Raw genomic sequence first — 16,418 nt, forward strand, 5'->3', positions numbered from 1 at the left:
CATCAGAAAAGGCATATAATGCGCAAAAGTTATGAGGTCTCTCTTTCACCTGACAAATAGTTATGTAACAGTGTGATGGTATTGACCGAAGTTATCAGGACAGTTATTAGTGGTATACAGGTTTGAATAATTCGGACCGCTGAAACACTGATTTGCTGTTATTTCACTGATATTTCATTCGTTTACCTGCAAGGCGCCATAGCTCTGTACCCTGGTTATGCCTCGTGAGCTGAGCGGTAAGCCAAATAACAATCTGGTAACGGTGATTAACAGCTGAAGGCAAATCCGGTGAACAGCAGTCTTAAGCATAAGGCGCTAAGGAGACCGTAAATGGCTGATACAAAGGCAAAGCTCACCCTCGGGGGTGATACTGCTATTGAACTGGATGTGCTAAAAGGCACGCTCGGTCAGGATGTTATTGATATCCGTACGCTGGGTTCGAAAGGTGTTTTCACCTTTGACCCTGGATTTACCTCTACCGCATCTTGCGAATCCAAAATCACCTTCATCGACGGTGACGAAGGCATCCTGCTCCATCGCGGCTTCCCCATCGATCAGTTAGCCACCGAATCCAACTATCTGGAAGTGTGCTACATCCTGCTGAACGGCGAAAAGCCGACCCAGGCGGAATACGATGAATTCCGGACCACCGTTACCCGTCACACCATGATCCACGAGCAGATTACCCGTCTGTTCCATGCGTTCCGTCGTGACTCTCACCCGATGGCGGTAATGTGCGGGATCACCGGTGCGCTGGCCGCGTTCTATCACGATTCCCTCGACGTGAATAACCCACGTCACCGTGATATTGCCGCGTTCCGCCTGCTGTCCAAAATGCCGACCATGGCGGCGATGTGCTACAAATATTCTATCGGCCAGCCGTTTGTATATCCGCGTAACGACCTCTCCTACGCCGGTAACTTCCTGCGCATGATGTTCTCCACGCCGTGCGAAGAGTACGAAGTGAACCCGGTGCTGGAACGCGCCATGGACCGTATTCTGATCCTGCACGCTGACCACGAACAGAACGCCTCTACCTCTACCGTCCGTACCGCAGGCTCTTCAGGCGCGAACCCGTTCGCCTGTATCGCAGCGGGTATCGCCTCCCTGTGGGGACCGGCGCACGGCGGCGCGAACGAAGCGGCGCTCAAGATGCTGGAAGAGATCAGCTCCGTTGAGCACATTCCTGAGTTCGTGCGTCGCGCGAAAGACAAGAATGACTCCTTCCGTCTGATGGGCTTCGGTCACCGCGTGTACAAAAACTACGACCCGCGCGCCACCGTGATGCGTGAAACCTGCCACGAAGTGCTGAAAGAACTGGGTACCAAAGATGACCTGCTGGAAGTGGCGATGGAGCTGGAACACATCGCGCTGAACGACCCGTACTTCATCGAGAAGAAACTCTACCCGAACGTCGACTTCTACTCCGGTATCATCCTGAAAGCGATGGGTATTCCGTCTTCCATGTTCACCGTGATCTTCGCGATGGCGCGTACCGTAGGCTGGATTGCGCACTGGAACGAAATGCACAGCGAAGGCATGAAAATCGCCCGTCCTCGTCAGCTGTATACCGGCTACGAGCAGCGTGATTTTAAGTCTGATATTAAGCGCTAACAACGTTGGGTGCGGCCTGATGCCCTCACCCGGCCCTCTCCCACAGGGAGAGGGTGAAAACATTAAAAACGGCAACTTTCGTTGCCGTTTTGCTTTTACCTCTGGCACCCCGGACACCAGTAAAACGGTCTGGACGAGAGCGTTGTCTTTTCAATTATCCCGCCGCAGCGTTCGCACTTTTTTCCCGCCCGATGAAACACCCTGAACCGGAACAGCGCCCCGTGGTGCTTTTTATCATCCACCCTGCCTCGCGTGTTGTAGGACAGGCGCGGTATCTCCAGCAGCGCGTGGGACAGGGCGTCCAGCTGCGCGTCGCTCAGCTGTGAGGCTTTATGCTGCGCCGCCAGCCCAACGTCCCACAGAATTTCCACCCGCAGATAATTTCCTAACCCCGCCAGAAACGCCTGATCGAGGAATAAGCCGGAGAACTGCCGGTTGCGGAATTTGGGCGATAACAGCCGGGCTTTCACGTCGCTGGCCGTCAGGCGCATATCCAGCACGTCCGGCCCCACGCGTTGCAGGAACGGGTGCGTAAGCAACTGCTCCGGCGTTAACATGTCGATATCCGACGCGCTGTAAAGCAGAACGGCTTTATCTGCCGTTTGCAGCCTGACGCGCAGCACGCGGGTGGTTTCTGGCTGTTCGTGGGCATTCACCACGCGCCATACGCCGTATAGCTGGTTATGGCTATATAACGTCAGGTTATGGGAGAAATGCGTCAGCAACGCCTTGCCGCGCGTGTCGATGTGGGTCACCGTCTGGCCCACCAGCATTGATTCATATTTTTTGAGTTGCGGAAAAGCAAACCAGACACGGGTCAGGGGTTTGCCTTTTATCGCCGCCTCCAGGTTATCCGCCGCGCGGCGGATCTCCGGACCTTCTGGCATGGTGTTGTCCTTATTGCGATGTCAGGCGCTGACGAGAATACCCTGCTCTGCAAAGGCCGCCCGCAGGCGGCGCGCAAATGCCAGCGCATGCTCACCATCGCCGTGTAAACAGACCGTATCAGCCTGGACCTTTGCCGTTGTGCCGTCAATCGTCGTGACCTGCCCCAGGCGTACCATCTCCAGCGTCTGCGCCAGCGCCTGCGGTTCAGAAGTGATAAGCGCGCCCGGCTGCGTGCGGGGGACGAGGCTGCCGTCAGCCTGATATCCCCGGTCGGCAAAGACTTCCTGGCGGGTAGTTAAGCCCAGACGCGCGCCGGCGCGGATAAGCTCACTGCCGGCCAGGCCGACCAGAATGCAATGCGGATTATAGTCCCGCACCGCCCGCGCGATGGCATCCGCCAGAGCAGGCTCTTTTGCCGCCTGGTTGTAAAGCATGCCGTGCGGCTTCACGTGGCACAGCACCCCCTGCTGCGCACGGACAATCGCGTCCAGCGCGCCAATCTGATAGAGCATCTGGGCATAGACCGTCTCCGGCGGCAGCTCCATCGCCGTTCGGCCAAAATTGGCCCTGTCAGGAAAACCCGGGTGCGCCCCGATCGCCACGCCGTGTTTGATGGCATTGCGCACGCTTGTCAGCATGGTTTGCGCGTCGCCCGCATGAAAACCGCAGGCGATATTGACCGAAGAGACCAGCGTCATCAGCGCGTCATCCGCGCTGCCGCCCTCGCCCAAATCGGCGTTTAAATCAATCTTTGCCATCCAGCCTCCAGGCCAGTTGCTCCAGGTAGCGCTGCTGATCCTGCCGGGCTTTGAGCGCCTCTTCCAGCGTACATTGTACAAAATGGATCGGCTGACCAAGCGGGATCTGCGCCAGATGGTAGCGATCGGCTTCAATAATGCAGGCAATACGCGGGTATCCACCGGTAGTTTGCGCATCGTTCATCAGCACGATAGGCTGCCCGTTCGGTGGAACCTGAATCACGCCTGGCAGCAGGCCGTGCGAGAGCAGCTCGCGGTCGGTTGTGCGGGTCAGCGGCTGCCCCTGCAGGCGATAGCCCATGCGGTTACTTTGCGGGCTGATCTTCCACGGCGAGCGCCAGAAGGATGCCTGAGACGCCGCGTCGAACTCATGATATTCCGGCCCTGGCAAAGCGCGGATCTGATTTCCCCACAGCAGCTGCTTCACGCCCTGGGCGGTGGAAAAATGCCGATCCGCAGGCTTGATAGCCAGGCGATCGCCGTCGCGCAGCAAGCGTCCTTCATGCCCGCCAATGCCCGCTTTTGCGTCGGTACTGCACGAGCCAAGGACGTCAGGCACGTCAAGGCCTCCGGCGACGGCAAGGTAACTGCGTACGCCGTGCGAAGGACGGTTGAGGGTCAGTCGCTGGCCCGCTTGCGCCCTGAGACGCCAGCCCGTCCAGACCGCTTTACCGTCAAGCGTTGCATCGCAGCCTGCGCCGGTAAGCGCAAACCAGGTCTCCTGGCCGAATTCAATCACGCACTGTCCGAGCGTAATCTCCAGCGCCGCCGTGCTGCCGGGGTTGCCCACCAGCACGTTTGCAATTTCAAGCGCAGGCCGGTCGAGCGCGCCGCAATAGCTCACGCCGGACTGGCGCATGCCAAAGCGCCCGGCATCCTGTACCGAGGTGTAAAGCCCGGCGCGAATAAGCGTTAACATACCCCCTCCTTCTGCGGGATAAAGCGAAGGGTGTCGCCGGGACGCAGAAGTATTGGCGCATCCTGGCGTGGTTCAAATAATGGGGTGGACGTGTGTCCGATAAGCTGCCAGCCGCCGGGCGAGGCAAGCGGGTAGATGCCGGTCTGCTCACCGCCGATCGCCACCGTCCCCGCGGGTACGCTCAGGCGCGGCTCGGCGCGACGGGGGGTATGCAGCTCTGACGGCAGCCCGCCCAGATACGGAAAACCTGGCTGGAAGCCAACGAACCAGACCACGTAATTTACCGAAGCATGCATTTCAACCACCTGCTTCTCGGTTAAACCACTGTGTTGCGCCACGACACCAAGATCCGGCCCGCCTTCCCTGCCATAAACCACCGGGATTTCAATGGATCTGGACTCCGGCTCCAGCGCCTCGCTCTCCTCCCACCAGCGCTGCAATCGTTCAATGGCATCCAGCGCCCCCGTGTGCGGGTGACGCAGCACCACGGTGATATTATTCATACCCGGAATGGCTTCAACCACCCCCGGCATCTCCGGCAGACGCTGGGCCAGCCGCCAGATACGCTTTTGCGTGGCAAGCGTCACCGGTGGTTCAAGTTCCAGAACCACGGCGGTTTCGCCCAGAAGATAACAACGCGCTCGCTGCACTTAACTACCTCTCATCAGGCCGGATTAGGAATATCTATAAAGGTCACATCCAGATCGGTATTTTCTGTCAGCCACTCCCCGAGCGCGCGAATGCCGCCGCGCTCCGTTGCATGATGCCCCGCCGCGTAGAAATGCAGCCCCTGCTCGCGGGCGGAGTGGATGGTTTGCTCGGAGACTTCGCCGGTAATGAAGGCATCAACGCCAAAACGTGCCGCGCTATCAATAAAGCCCTGACCACCGCCGGTACACCAGGCGACGCGCTTCACCAGATCCGGCCCTGTGTCACCGCACCACAGCGGACGACGCCCCAGACGCGCTTCAATCCACGAGGCCAGCTCCAGCCCCGGAACCGGCATCGCCAGCTCGCCCCACGGCACCAGCGGCTCGATTTCCCCCTTCACGGTGATCCCCAGCAGCTGCGCCAGCTGCACGTTATTTCCCAGTTCCGGGTGCGCGTCCAGCGGCAGATGATAGCCGTAGAGGTTGATGTCGTTCGCCAGCAGCGTTTTTAGCCGGTTACGCTTCATACCGCGAATAACCGGCGCTTCGTTTTTCCAGAAGTAACCGTGATGGACGATCACGGCGTCCGCCTGCTGGCGTACCGCCTCATCCAGCAGCGCCTGGCTTGCCGTCACGCCGGTGATAATTTTTTGCACCTTATCGCGCCCTTCAACCTGCAGGCCGTTCGGGCCGTAGTCGCTGAAGGCGGCGGTGTTGAGCTTCTCGTTAATCAGTCGTTCAAGTTCGTGGTTGTTCATCATCATTCTCTTACGCATTACGGGCCGCTTCGTACGCCGCCAGCGTGGCGACGCGCGCCTGTTTATGGTCGACGAGGGGGCGAGGATAATCGAGCGTTACGCCCTGCTTATCCGCCCACGTCCAGGGTTCATGGATCGCTTTAGCCGGCACCTCGTTAAGCTCCGGAAGCCAGTGGCGGATAAACTCGCCGTCGGCGTCAAACCGTTGCCCCTGGGTTGTCGGGTTAAAGATGCGGAAATACGGTGCCGCATCGGTACCGGTAGAGGCCGCCCACTGCCAGCCGCCGTTATTGGCAGCCAGATCGCCATCGATCAGCTGAGAAATAAAATACCGCTCCCCGACGCGCCAGTCGATAAGCAGATCTTTTACCAGAAAGCTGGCAGTAATCATGCGCAGGCGGTTATGCATCCACCCGGTTGCATTGAGCTGACGCATCGCGGCATCGACAATCGGGTAGCCCGTCATGCCGTTTTGCCAGGCGCGGAGCCGATCGTCGTTTTGCTGCCACTTGACGTTTTCAGTCCAGCGGATGAAAGGTCGATGTTTACATAAATCAGGATGATAAGTCATCAGATGGCGATAGAACTCGCGCCAGATAAGCTCGTTGAGCCACACGGCGCCTGCCGCACCGTCCAGCGCCTGCGGCTGCTCAGCCAGCAGACGATGCAGACACTGGCGTGGAGAGAGCACGCCCAGTGCTAAACAGGCCGACAACCGACTGGTTCCCTCGACGGCGGGAAAATCCCGCTGACTTTCATACTCAGCCGCCCCCTGTTTGCAGAAGTGGCGCAGCTGCGTGATGGCCGCTTTTTCATCGGCGGGGAAGAGAGTTTCATCAAACGCCTGTTGAGGATAATCAAACGTCAGCTCGGGGAGATCCGTTAAGGCTTCGCCCCTTGCGGCGGGCGCGGCGACGCACTCCGGCAGCGCCTCTTTCAGGCGTTTGATAAAAGCGTTTTTGAACGGGGTAAACACTTTATACATCTCGTGGTTGCCGGTCATCACGCTGCCCGGCGGCAGCATAACGCTGTCATCAAATCCCTGACACACCACGGTGTCTAACCGGTTTTCCAGCTGACGGTCCCGCTGCTGCTCGTTGAATTCGTACTGGTAGTTATAAAAAAGGTGCGTGACATCATGCTCGTCACATATCGCCTGCACCGCCTGCAGTTGCGCAGAGAAATCGCTCACCTCTTTATAGATCAGCGGAATACCTTTTTCGCCCAGCGAGCGCTGCAGTTCGTTCAGATGCGCGCAGAGGTAGGCCGCCTGTCGGGGTGCCATATCATGCTGCTGCCACTGCTCGGGGGTCCCAATAAACAGTGCCAGCACGCGGGCGTCTTTGGCGCGGCAGGCTGCCGCCAGGGCGATGTTGTCGTGAACGCGCAGATCCGCGCGAAACCAAACCAGATGGGTGGGCATAAAACTCCAGGCAATTGTCCATTATGTCCGTAAGGGCATGCCACCAAAGGAAAAAGGGGGCAGGCTTTTATGTACTTTGCCATGAAGTGTAGACGCGATGAAATAAAAAAGGCCGCCCGGGGCGGCCTTAACGCTACTTGTCCTGCGCTATCGTGGTTAACGCAATGAACGCGGAAGGTTCATCACTCTTAACGACGAGTACGCTGGCGACAATGAACGCAATGCAAAAATAGCGTTTCATTATGCGGTCCCTGCAGCTAACCGCTCCACCGTTCACCACCGGTGATAAGTCGGTGGACACAAGCTCTGGTGAGAGCCTGACTCACGGTTGTGGTTACACCTTTCCCGGGACCGGTGCCCATGTGCGAGATGGCGGAAAGGGACGACGCATGGTAGTCGGCATTGATATGGACTGGAATCCGCTCTACGGCCTTTTAAGATTATATTTAGAGACACAACGTTTGATTCTTCAGTGCTGAGCAGTAAGATCGCAGACCTCTGGTGAGAGCTTGAAAAACCATCTATCCCAACGGACCGCGAATCCCGAGGGACAAAAAAACCGCCACATTGCTGTTGGCGGTTTTTTTATCACTGTGCGTCATCTTTCTTTTTTAGTAGAAATCGCAGGTCGCTTTCTCGGCCTGATCCATCCACACCGGCTTCTCGCTGGTTTTCGCCCAGACGCGATGCAGATAGCTGTAAAAACGTGCGCGGTCTTTCCAGAAAAGCATCACCGGCAGTGCCAGCACGCCAGCCACTACGGCGAAAGTGCGACGCATGAAAACGATATAAGCCGGATACTCTTTATAAAGATCCATATTTTTCTCCCCTGTAGTTGGCCGGAAACGTCATCCGGAAAATGTGAAATCTGTGACCTGGATAAAATAATATCGTTTTGTTTGTAATTTTACTACTCATCCGACCACTCATTTCTCGCCATTTAGGGAATATTTACATTCACGCCGTAACAAAGTTACAAAAAAGTTAACGATTTACTTATCAATAGTTAAATTGTGGCTTTGCCATTTTTATACTTTTTTTACACCTTCCCTTCTGATTTTTGCGAAATCTTTGCGCCGTAAATCCTACCGTTAGCACCAGTACAACTGTCACCCGGAGGTGAATTGTGAGTGCAGGTCTGATTACCGGCATCGTGCTGGTGTTCCTGTTATTGGGTTATCTGGTTTATGCCCTGATTAATGCGGAGGCATTCTGATGGCTGCTCAGGCGTTTTTGCTTATTGCCAGCTTCCTGCTGGTGCTGTTCTTACTGGCAAGGCCGTTGGGTTCCTTACTCGCGCGGATGATCAACAACGTGGCGTTACCGGGCACGGCAGGCGTTGAAAACGCGCTGTGGCGGCTTCTGGGAACACACGATCGGGAGATGACCTGGCGGCAGTATCTGCTGGCCATTTTGCTGCTGAATATTATCGGTCTGGCGGTCCTGTTTGCCATGCTGATGCTGCAGGGAAGCCTGCCGCTGAATCCGCAGCAGCTGCCCGGCCTGTCCTGGCACCTGGCCCTGAACACGGCGGTCAGCTTCGTCAGTAACACCAACTGGCAATCCTATGCGGGTGAAACCACGCTCAGTTACTTCAGCCAGATGGCGGGACTGACGGTACAAAACTTTCTCTCTGCGGCGAGCGGTATCGCGGTGATTTTTGCCCTGACGCGGGCGTTTGCGCGTCAGAATGTCAACACGCTGGGCAACGCCTGGGTCGACCTGACCCGGATTACCCTGTGGATCCTGCTTCCCATCGCACTGATCATTGCCCTGTTCTTTATCCAGCAGGGCACCCTGCAAAACCTGCACCCTTACACCCCTTATACCTCGCTTGAAGGGGCACAGCAGCTTCTGCCGATGGGACCTGTCGCGTCGCAGGAGGCCATCAAGATGCTCGGGACTAACGGCGGCGGGTTCTTCAACGCTAACTCATCCCATCCATTTGAAAACCCAACGGCGCTGACCAACCTGGTCCAGATGCTGGCCATCTTCCTGATCCCTTCGGCGCTGTGCTTTGCGTTTGGCGAGGTGGTTAATGACCGCCGTCAGGGACGGACGTTGCTGTGGGCCATGTCGTTAATCTTCGTGGTCTGCGTTGCGCTGGTGATGTGGGCCGAATGGCACGGCAATGGCCACCTTATGCCATTAGGCGCCAGCAGCAATATCAATATGGAAGGCAAAGAGAGCCGCTTCGGTATTCTCGCCAGTAGCCTGTATGCCGTGGTCACCACGGCGGCCTCGTGCGGGGCGGTGAATGCGATGCATGACTCCTTTACGGCACTCGGCGGCATGATCCCGATGTGGCTGATGCAGATCGGTGAAGTGGTGTTTGGCGGCGTTGGCTCGGGGCTGTACGGCATGCTGCTTTTCGTGCTGCTGGCGGTGTTTATCGCCGGTCTGATGATTGGCCGTACCCCCGAGTATTTGGGTAAAAAAATCGACGTGCGCGAGATGAAGCTGACCGCGCTGGCTATTCTGGTTACGCCTGCCCTCGTGCTGCTCGGCACCGCGCTGGCGCTAATGACCGTTGCCGGACGCAGCGGCATTTTTAATCCGGGTATCCACGGCTTTAGCGAAGTGCTGTACGCCGTCTCGTCTGCCGCCAATAACAACGGCAGCGCCTTTGCGGGCCTGAGCGCCAACTCACCGTTCTGGAACTGCCTGCTGGCCTTCTGCATGTTCGTTGGGCGTTTCGGCGTAATTGTGCCGGTGATGGCGATTGCAGGTTCGCTGGTGAATAAAAAAATCCAACCCACGACCACCGGTACGCTGCCTACCCACGGCGCGCTGTTTACCGGGCTGCTGATTGGCACCGTCCTGCTTGTCGGTGCCCTGACCTTTATCCCCGCCCTCGCGTTAGGCCCGGTCGCGGAAACCCTCTCTTTACGCTGATTTGCGGAGAATTGTCATGAGTCGTAAACAACTGGCCCTGTTCGAACCGTCGTTAGTTCGCCAGGCCCTCATGGATGCGGTGAAAAAGTTGAGCCCACGCGTGCAGTGGCACAACCCGGTGATGTTTATCGTCTGGATCGGCAGCGTGCTGACCACCGCTCTGGCGATTGCCATGGGAACGGGGCATCTCCCGGGGAACGCCCTGTTTACCGGAGCCATCAGCCTGTGGCTGTGGTTTACCGTGCTCTTCGCCAACGTTGCCGAAGCGCTGGCGGAAGGCCGCAGTAAGGCGCAGGCCAACAGCCTGAAAGGGGTGAAAAAGACCGCCTTTGCGCGCAAACTGCGTGAGCCGAAATACGGTGCGCAGATGGACCAGGTGCCAGCAGACGAGCTGCGCAAAGGCGACGTGGTGCTGGTCGAAGCCGGGGACATTATCCCCTGTGATGGCGAAGTGATTGAAGGGGGCGCATCGGTAGACGAAAGCGCCATTACCGGGGAGTCAGCGCCGGTTATCCGCGAGTCGGGCGGCGACTTCGCCTCTGTGACCGGCGGAACGCGCATTCTTTCGGACTGGCTGGTGATCCAGTGCGGCGTCAACCCGGGCGAGACCTTCCTCGACCGGATGATCGCCATGGTGGAAGGCGCACAGCGTCGCAAAACGCCGAACGAAATCGCCCTGACCATTCTGCTGATCGCCCTGACGATGGTCTTTTTACTCGCCACCGCCACCCTGTGGCCGTTCTCTGCCTACGCCGGAACAGCGGTAAGCATTACCGTGCTGGTCGCCCTGCTGGTGTGCCTGATCCCAACCACCATCGGTGGCCTGCTGTCGGCCATCGGCGTGGCCGGGATGAGCCGCATGCTTGGTGCGAACGTGATCGCCACCAGCGGGCGCGCCGTAGAGGCCGCCGGGGATGTTGACGTCCTGCTGCTGGACAAAACCGGGACGATCACGCTCGGTAACCGTCAGGCCTCCGAATTTTTACCGGCCCCCGGCGTGGATGAAAAAACGCTGGCCGACGCGGCGCAACTCTCGTCTCTGGCAGATGAAACGCCAGAAGGCCGCAGTATCGTCATTCTTGCCAAACAGCGTTTTAACCTGCGCCAGCGTGACGTCCAGAGCCTGCACGCCACCTTTGTCCCCTTCACCGCTCAGACCCGCATGAGCGGGATCAACATTCAGGACCGGATGATCCGCAAAGGCTCCGTCGACGCCATCCGTCGCCACATTGAAGCCAACAGTGGCCACTTCCCGCCAGAAGTCGACGCGCTGGTCGAGAGCGTCGCCCGTCAGGGGGCCACGCCGCTGGTGGTGGCTGAAGGTTCGCACGTCCTCGGGGTGATTGCCCTGAAAGATATTGTCAAAGGCGGGATCAAAGAGCGCTTCGCTCAGCTGCGCCAGATGGGCATCAAAACGGTGATGATCACTGGCGATAACCGTCTTACCGCAGCCGCCATTGCGGCCGAAGCGGGCGTCGACGATTTCCTTTCCGAAGCGACGCCGGAAGCCAAGCTGGCGCTGATCCGCCAGTATCAGGCCGAAGGTCGGCTGGTGGCGATGACCGGAGACGGCACCAACGACGCACCAGCCCTCGCGCAGGCCGACGTGGCGGTTGCGATGAACTCCGGTACGCAGGCGGCAAAAGAGGCGGGCAACATGGTCGATCTCGACTCTAACCCGACCAAGCTGATTGAAGTGGTACACATCGGGAAGCAGATGTTGATGACGCGCGGCTCGCTGACAACATTCAGTATCGCCAACGATGTGGCGAAATACTTCGCCATTATTCCGGCGGCCTTTGCCGCCACCTATCCGCAGCTGGATGCGCTGAACGTGATGCACCTGCACTCCCCGGCGTCAGCCATTCTCAGCGCGGTGATCTTCAACGCGCTGATTATTGTCTTTCTGATCCCGCTGGCGCTAAAAGGGGTGAGCTATAAGCCGCTGACCGCTGCCGCGATGCTGCGCCGCAATCTGTGGATTTACGGTCTCGGCGGGCTGATCGTTCCCTTTATCGGGATCAAGGCGATCGACCTGCTGTTAACCCTGTTCGGGCTGGTTTAAAAGGTGAATCTCATGATGATGTTACGTCCCGCTATACTTCTGTTTATTCTGCTGGCGCTGATAACCGGCGGGCTTTATCCCCTGATGACGACCGCACTGGGCCAGTGGTGGTTTGCTGACCAGGCCAACGGCTCGCTGATCATACAAGACGGCGAAACCCGCGGCTCGCGGCTGATCGGCCAGCACTTTACCGCCGCTGGCTACTTCCAGGGACGCCCTTCCGCCACCGCCGAAAGCCCGTATAATCCCATGGCATCCGGGGGGAGCAACCTCGCGGGCAGCAACCCGGCGCTGGATACCGCCATCGCCGAACGCGTTGCCGCGCTGCGAGCCGCGAACCCGCAGGCAAGCCGTGAGGTACCGGTGGAGCTGGTCACCGCGTCCGCCAGCGGGCTGGATTACAGCCTGACGCCGGAGGCCGTCGCGTGGCAAGTTCCACGCGTCGCTGCCGCGCGTCGCCTGACGGTGGAACAGGTGAGTCAGCTGGTCACAGAACATACCCATACACCGCTGGTCAGTTTTATCGGCATGCCTGTCGTAAATATTGTTGAGCTCAATCTGGCGCTGGACGCGCTAAGGAAAAACTAAATGACCGACGAGCCGATGCGCCCGGATCCGGACAGGCTGCTCGAACAGACGGCGGAAGCCCATCGCGGCAAGCTGAAAATTTTCTTCGGGGCCTGCGCGGGGGTCGGAAAAACCTTCGCGATGCTCACTGAAGCGCAGCGGCTGCGGGCGCAGGGGCTTGATATTCTTATCGGTGTTGTCGAAACGCACGGTCGTAAAGAGACGGCGGCGCTGCTGGAGGGGCTTGCCGTGCAGCCGGCTCGCCGCATCAACCACCGTGGGCGGCTGGTCACCGAGTTCGACCTTGACGCGGCCCTCGCCCGCCGTCCTGCTCTGATTCTGATGGATGAACTGGCGCACAGCAATGCGCCAGGCTCCCGCCACCCTAAACGCTGGCAGGACGTGGAAGAGCTGCTGGAAGCCGGCATCGACGTATTCACCACGGTCAACGTTCAGCATCTGGAGAGCCTCAACGACGTCGTCAGCGGTGTGACCGGCATACAGGTACGGGAAACGGTTCCCGATCCGTTTTTTGACGCCGCCGACGAAGTGGTGCTGGTCGACCTGCCGCCGGACGATCTGCGCCAGCGCCTGCACGAAGGAAAAGTGTATATTGCCGGGCAGGCCGAGCGTGCCATCGAACATTTTTTCCGCAAAGGCAATTTAATCGCCCTGCGCGAGCTGGCCCTGCGGCGCACGGCGGATCGCGTTGATGACCAGATGCGCGCCTGGCGCGATCTGCAGGGACAGGAGCGAGTCTGGCATACCCGGGACGCCATTCTGCTGTGCATTGGTCACAGCAGCGGGAATGAGAAGCTTATCCGTACCGCCGCCCGCCTCGCCGCGAAGTTCGGCAGCGTCTGGCACGCGGTGTACGTTGAAACGCCGCAGCTTCACGCCCTGCCTGAACAGCAGCGGCGCGCGATTTTAAGCGCGCTCAGGCTGGCACAGGAGCTGGGGGCGGAAACGGCCACCCTCTCCGACCCGCAGGAAGATAAAGCCATCCTGCGCTACGCCCGCGAGCACAACCTCGGCAAGATTGTGATTGGCCGCCGTCAGCAGCGTCGCTGGTTGAGCCGGGAGTCCTTCGCCGACAGGCTGGCGCGCCGCGCGCCGGATCTGGACCTGGTGATCGTCGCGCTGGATGATAAACCCACCCCCCTTCCTGGCCGAACGCCAGACGCCCGCACGTTTAGTGAAAAGTGGCGCATCCAGCTTCGCGGCTGTCTGGTGGCCGCGGTACTTTGCGCCCTGATCACCCTGATTGCCAGCCAGTGGCTGATTGCCTTCGATGCCGCCAACCTGGTGATGATTTACCTGCTCGGCGTGGTTGTCGTGGCGCTGTTTTACGGACGCTGGCCGTCGGTGCTGGCAACGGTTCTCAACGTGGTCAGCTTCGATCTGTTTTTTATTGCCCCTCGCGGGACGCTCGCCGTCTCGGATGTGCAGTACATTCTCACCTTTGGGGTGATGCTTACCGTCGGGCTGGTTATCGGGAACCTGACGGCAGGCGTGCGCTATCAGGCGCGTATTGCCCGCTACCGCGAACAACGCACGCGGCATTTATACGAGATGTCCAAATCGCTGGCGGTCGGCCGCACGCCGCGAGATATCGTCCAGACCAGCGAGCAGTTTATCCGCTCGACCTTTCACGCCAGCAGCCTGATCCTGCTTCCTGATGAGCACGGCAAACTGCGCCCGCTGACATCGACCTCGGGCATGACGCCCTGGGATGAAGCCATCGCGCGCTGGAGTTTTGACAAGGGCTTACCGGCAGGTGCGGGCACGGATACCCTGCCGGGAGTGCCGTATCAGATCCTGCCGCTGCGCAGCGCGGATAAAAATCACGGGCTGGTCATTGTCGAGCCGTCCAACCTGCGCCAGCTGATGATCCCCGAGCAGCAGCGGCTGCTGGAGACCTTCACGCTGCTGGTTGCCAGCGCGCTTGAGCGGCTGGCCCTCACCGCCAGCGAGGAGCAGGCCCGGCTGGCGAGCGAGCGGGAAAGCATTCGTAATTCGCTGCTGGCGGCGCTCTCGCACGACCTGCGCACGCCCCTCACCGTCCTGTTTGGTCAGTCTGAGATCCTGACGCTGGATCTCGCTGCTGAAGGGTCTAAACACGCGATGCAGGCCAGCGAGATCCGCGAGCACGTGCTGAACACGACGCGCCTGGTGAACAACCTGCTCGATATGGCGCGCATCCAGTCCGGCGGGTTTAACCTTAAAAAAGAGTGGCTGACGCTGGAAGAAGTGGTTGGCAGCGCGCTGAAGATGCTGGAGCCGGGTCTCGGCGGCCGCCATATCGCGCTGAATATGCCGGAGCCGCTTACGCTTATCCATGTTGACGGCCCGCTGTTCGAACGTGTGCTGATCAACCTGCTGGAAAATGCCGGTAAATATGCGGGGCCGAAGGCGCAGATTGGCATGAATGCTTTCGTGGAAGAACAGGCGCTGCGCCTGGAGGTGTGGGACACGGGGCCGGGCATCCCGCAGGGTCAGGAGCAGGCCATTTTTGAGAAGTTTGCGCGCGGCAATAAAGAGTCAGCCATTCCCGGCGTCGGGCTTGGGCTGGCGATTTGCGAGGCCATCGTTGAGGTGCATGGCGGTACCCTTTCGGCAGCCAACCGCCCGGAAGGTGGCGCACGTTTTTGTGTTACACTTCCTCTTGATGTCCCGCCCGAACTTGATGAATTACCAGAGGATTTGTGATTAACGTCCTGATTGTTGAAGATGAGCTCGCCATTAGCCGTTTTCTGCGCGCCGCGCTGGAAGGCGACGGCTTACGCGTCCACGAAGCCGGTACGCTACAGCGCGGGCTGATCGAGGCCGCGACCCGCAAGCCGGACCTGGTGATCCTGGATTTAGGGCTACCGGATGGCGACGGCATCGATTTTATTCGTGAGGTGCGCCAGTGGAGCCAGATGCCCATTCTGGTGCTCTCTGCCCGCACCGAAGAGACGGATAAAATTGCCGCCCTCGATGCCGGAGCGGATGATTACCTGGTCAAACCCTTTGGTATTGGCGAGCTGCAGGCGCGGCTACGCGTGGCGCTGCGTCGGCACAGTGCCCCCTCCCCCAGCGACCCGGTATATACTTTTGGCGAGATCCAGGTCGATCTCGCCGTGCGGCGCATCCTTCGCGGTGACGAGGAGATCCACCTCACGCCGATCGAGTTCCGCCTGCTGGCGGTGCTGCTCAACAATCACGGCAAAGTTCTGACCCAGCGCCAGCTGTTAAGTCAGGTCTGGGGACCTAATGCCGTCGAACATAGTCACTATTTACGCATTTATATGGGCCACCTTCGTCAAAAACTTGAAGTTGATCCCGCACGCCCCCGCCATTTATTAACTGAAACCGGTATCGGTTATCGGTTTATGCTTTGAATAGTTATTCACATTAATTTCAAATAAAAACAAAAACCCGCCGGTAATAATGAGAAAATAAACCGAAAGGCAGTGCCTTACTTATTTTCCGCCATCAAAACACATTTCCAAAACACATTTCCAAAACACAAAAATAACATAAAATTCACAAAACAGCATTTTGATCTGCTATATTCATCAAAAGCGCATATTTATTTCTGAAATGATCGTTTAATGGTGATCTGCTTCACAGTTAAACCCATTTTCCAGGATAAAATGGCCGTGCTTTCAATTACTGAAAGGAAAATAAGCATGGAAAACAACAACCGTTTAATGCCGCATATAAGGCGAACAACTCATATTATGATGTTTGCGCATCGTAACTGCTTCGACTTTCATCTCTTTAACGCCCGGTAGTCCTTCGACTTCTGGCGCATCTGTTGACAGGTTGTTTTAAAACACCTTCTCTTACAGGCGTTTGCCTGTGAACACCTGCGTTCATTTCTCCTGATTCAGACT

Annotated in this window: 16 protein-coding genes; 9 read left to right on the plus strand and 7 right to left on the minus strand. The window is 58.2% G+C overall.

What is annotated here, in order from left to right:
- The first annotated feature begins 75 nt into the window (after positions 1–75).
- A complete protein-coding gene (locus I6L58_RS23115; RefSeq protein ID WP_419181536.1) occupies positions 76–126 on the plus strand; it encodes a hypothetical protein in 51 nt (16 codons plus the stop codon).
- A 204-nt stretch (positions 127–330) separates the two neighbouring features.
- Positions 331–1,614 carry a citrate synthase gene (locus I6L58_RS05835; RefSeq protein ID WP_006177190.1) on the plus strand — a complete coding sequence of 428 codons (1,284 nt, stop codon included), beginning with the start codon at positions 331–333 and terminating at the stop codon, positions 1,612–1,614.
- A gap of 95 nt (positions 1,615–1,709) precedes the next feature.
- On the opposite strand, the gene nei is transcribed toward I6L58_RS05835, so the two are convergent.
- From nei to I6L58_RS05870, 7 genes are all read right to left on the minus strand, one after another.
- Positions 1,710–2,501, minus strand: coding sequence for an endonuclease VIII (gene nei, locus I6L58_RS05840; RefSeq protein WP_088207672.1), 792 nt, complete (start codon positions 2,499–2,501; stop codon positions 1,710–1,712).
- 21 nt (positions 2,502–2,522) lie between these two features.
- Positions 2,523–3,260 (minus strand): 5-oxoprolinase subunit PxpA, encoded by a 738-nt coding sequence (gene pxpA / locus I6L58_RS05845; RefSeq protein ID WP_088207673.1) that lies wholly within the window; start codon positions 3,258–3,260, stop codon positions 2,523–2,525.
- A complete protein-coding gene (pxpC, locus tag I6L58_RS05850) occupies positions 3,247–4,179 on the minus strand; it encodes a 5-oxoprolinase subunit PxpC (protein ID WP_006177187.1) in 933 nt (310 codons plus the stop codon). Before pxpC ends, pxpA begins: the two co-directional genes overlap by 14 nt.
- On the minus strand, positions 4,173–4,829 hold the full coding sequence (pxpB, locus tag I6L58_RS05855) for a 5-oxoprolinase subunit PxpB (RefSeq protein ID WP_042321000.1): 657 nt from the start codon (positions 4,827–4,829) through the stop codon (positions 4,173–4,175). The genes pxpC and pxpB overlap by 7 nt, the downstream gene beginning before the upstream one ends.
- Positions 4,830–4,843: 14 nt before the next feature.
- Positions 4,844–5,587: a type 2 GTP cyclohydrolase I gene (locus I6L58_RS05860; RefSeq protein WP_042321437.1), complete on the minus strand. Its 744-nt coding sequence runs from the start codon at positions 5,585–5,587 to the stop codon at positions 4,844–4,846.
- A 10-nt stretch (positions 5,588–5,597) separates the two neighbouring features.
- Positions 5,598–7,010 (minus strand): deoxyribodipyrimidine photo-lyase, encoded by a 1,413-nt coding sequence (phrB, locus tag I6L58_RS05865; protein WP_088207674.1) that lies wholly within the window; start codon positions 7,008–7,010, stop codon positions 5,598–5,600.
- Positions 7,011–7,621: 611 nt separating this feature from the next.
- The gene (locus I6L58_RS05870) at positions 7,622–7,828 is read right to left on the minus strand and encodes a YbfA family protein (protein ID WP_088207675.1); all 207 of its coding nucleotides are present in this window, start codon (positions 7,826–7,828) and stop codon (positions 7,622–7,624) included.
- 308 nt (positions 7,829–8,136) lie between these two features.
- Here I6L58_RS05870 and kdpF point away from each other — a divergent pair, with 308 nt between their 5' ends.
- The 7 genes from kdpF (at position 8,137) to speFL (ending at position 16,316) form a co-directional block, all read left to right on the plus strand.
- Complete coding sequence (kdpF, locus tag I6L58_RS05875; RefSeq protein ID WP_015386886.1) at positions 8,137–8,226, plus strand: K(+)-transporting ATPase subunit F; 90 nt, start codon at positions 8,137–8,139, stop codon at positions 8,224–8,226.
- Positions 8,226–9,905, plus strand: a complete 1,680-nt coding sequence (gene kdpA, locus I6L58_RS05880) for a potassium-transporting ATPase subunit KdpA (RefSeq protein ID WP_088207676.1) — start codon at positions 8,226–8,228, stop codon at positions 9,903–9,905. Before kdpF ends, kdpA begins: the two co-directional genes overlap by 1 nt.
- Positions 9,906–9,921: 16 nt before the next feature.
- Positions 9,922–11,970 (plus strand): potassium-transporting ATPase subunit KdpB, encoded by a 2,049-nt coding sequence (kdpB, locus tag I6L58_RS05885; RefSeq protein WP_088207677.1) that lies wholly within the window; start codon positions 9,922–9,924, stop codon positions 11,968–11,970.
- Between the two features lie 12 nt (positions 11,971–11,982).
- Positions 11,983–12,558, plus strand: coding sequence for a potassium-transporting ATPase subunit KdpC (gene kdpC / locus I6L58_RS05890; RefSeq protein ID WP_058610541.1), 576 nt, complete (start codon positions 11,983–11,985; stop codon positions 12,556–12,558).
- Positions 12,559–15,246 carry a two-component system sensor histidine kinase KdpD gene (gene kdpD / locus I6L58_RS05895; RefSeq protein ID WP_088207678.1) on the plus strand — a complete coding sequence of 896 codons (2,688 nt, stop codon included), beginning with the start codon at positions 12,559–12,561 and terminating at the stop codon, positions 15,244–15,246.
- Positions 15,243–15,920 (plus strand): two-component system response regulator KdpE, encoded by a 678-nt coding sequence (gene kdpE / locus I6L58_RS05900; RefSeq protein ID WP_088207679.1) that lies wholly within the window; start codon positions 15,243–15,245, stop codon positions 15,918–15,920. Before kdpD ends, kdpE begins: the two co-directional genes overlap by 4 nt.
- Before the next feature lie 291 nt (positions 15,921–16,211).
- Positions 16,212–16,316, plus strand: a complete 105-nt coding sequence (speFL, locus tag I6L58_RS05905) for a leader peptide SpeFL (RefSeq protein WP_003858645.1) — start codon at positions 16,212–16,214, stop codon at positions 16,314–16,316.
- Positions 16,317–16,418 lie beyond the last annotated feature (102 nt).

The sequence above is a fragment of the Enterobacter cancerogenus genome (assembly GCF_019047785.1).
In the GTDB taxonomy this organism is placed as follows: Bacteria; Pseudomonadota; Gammaproteobacteria; order Enterobacterales; family Enterobacteriaceae; genus Enterobacter; species Enterobacter cancerogenus.

Coding starts and splice junctions, on each gene's coding strand:
- I6L58_RS05835 (WP_006177190.1), top strand. CDS start 331: ATGGCTGATACAAAGGCAAAGCTCACCCTCGGGGGTGATACTGCTATT.
- nei (WP_088207672.1), bottom strand. CDS start 2,501: ATGCCAGAAGGTCCGGAGATCCGCCGCGCGGCGGATAACCTGGAGGCG.
- pxpA (WP_088207673.1), bottom strand. CDS start 3,260: ATGGCAAAGATTGATTTAAACGCCGATTTGGGCGAGGGCGGCAGCGCG.
- pxpC (WP_006177187.1), bottom strand. CDS start 4,179: ATGTTAACGCTTATTCGCGCCGGGCTTTACACCTCGGTACAGGATGCC.
- I6L58_RS05860 (WP_042321437.1), bottom strand. CDS start 5,587: ATGAACAACCACGAACTTGAACGACTGATTAACGAGAAGCTCAACACC.
- phrB (WP_088207674.1), bottom strand. CDS start 7,010: ATGCCCACCCATCTGGTTTGGTTTCGCGCGGATCTGCGCGTTCACGAC.
- I6L58_RS05870 (WP_088207675.1), bottom strand. CDS start 7,828: ATGGATCTTTATAAAGAGTATCCGGCTTATATCGTTTTCATGCGTCGC.
- kdpA (WP_088207676.1), top strand. CDS start 8,226: ATGGCTGCTCAGGCGTTTTTGCTTATTGCCAGCTTCCTGCTGGTGCTG.
- kdpB (WP_088207677.1), top strand. CDS start 9,922: ATGAGTCGTAAACAACTGGCCCTGTTCGAACCGTCGTTAGTTCGCCAG.
- kdpC (WP_058610541.1), top strand. CDS start 11,983: ATGATGATGTTACGTCCCGCTATACTTCTGTTTATTCTGCTGGCGCTG.
- kdpD (WP_088207678.1), top strand. CDS start 12,559: ATGACCGACGAGCCGATGCGCCCGGATCCGGACAGGCTGCTCGAACAG.
- speFL (WP_003858645.1), top strand. CDS start 16,212: ATGGAAAACAACAACCGTTTAATGCCGCATATAAGGCGAACAACTCAT.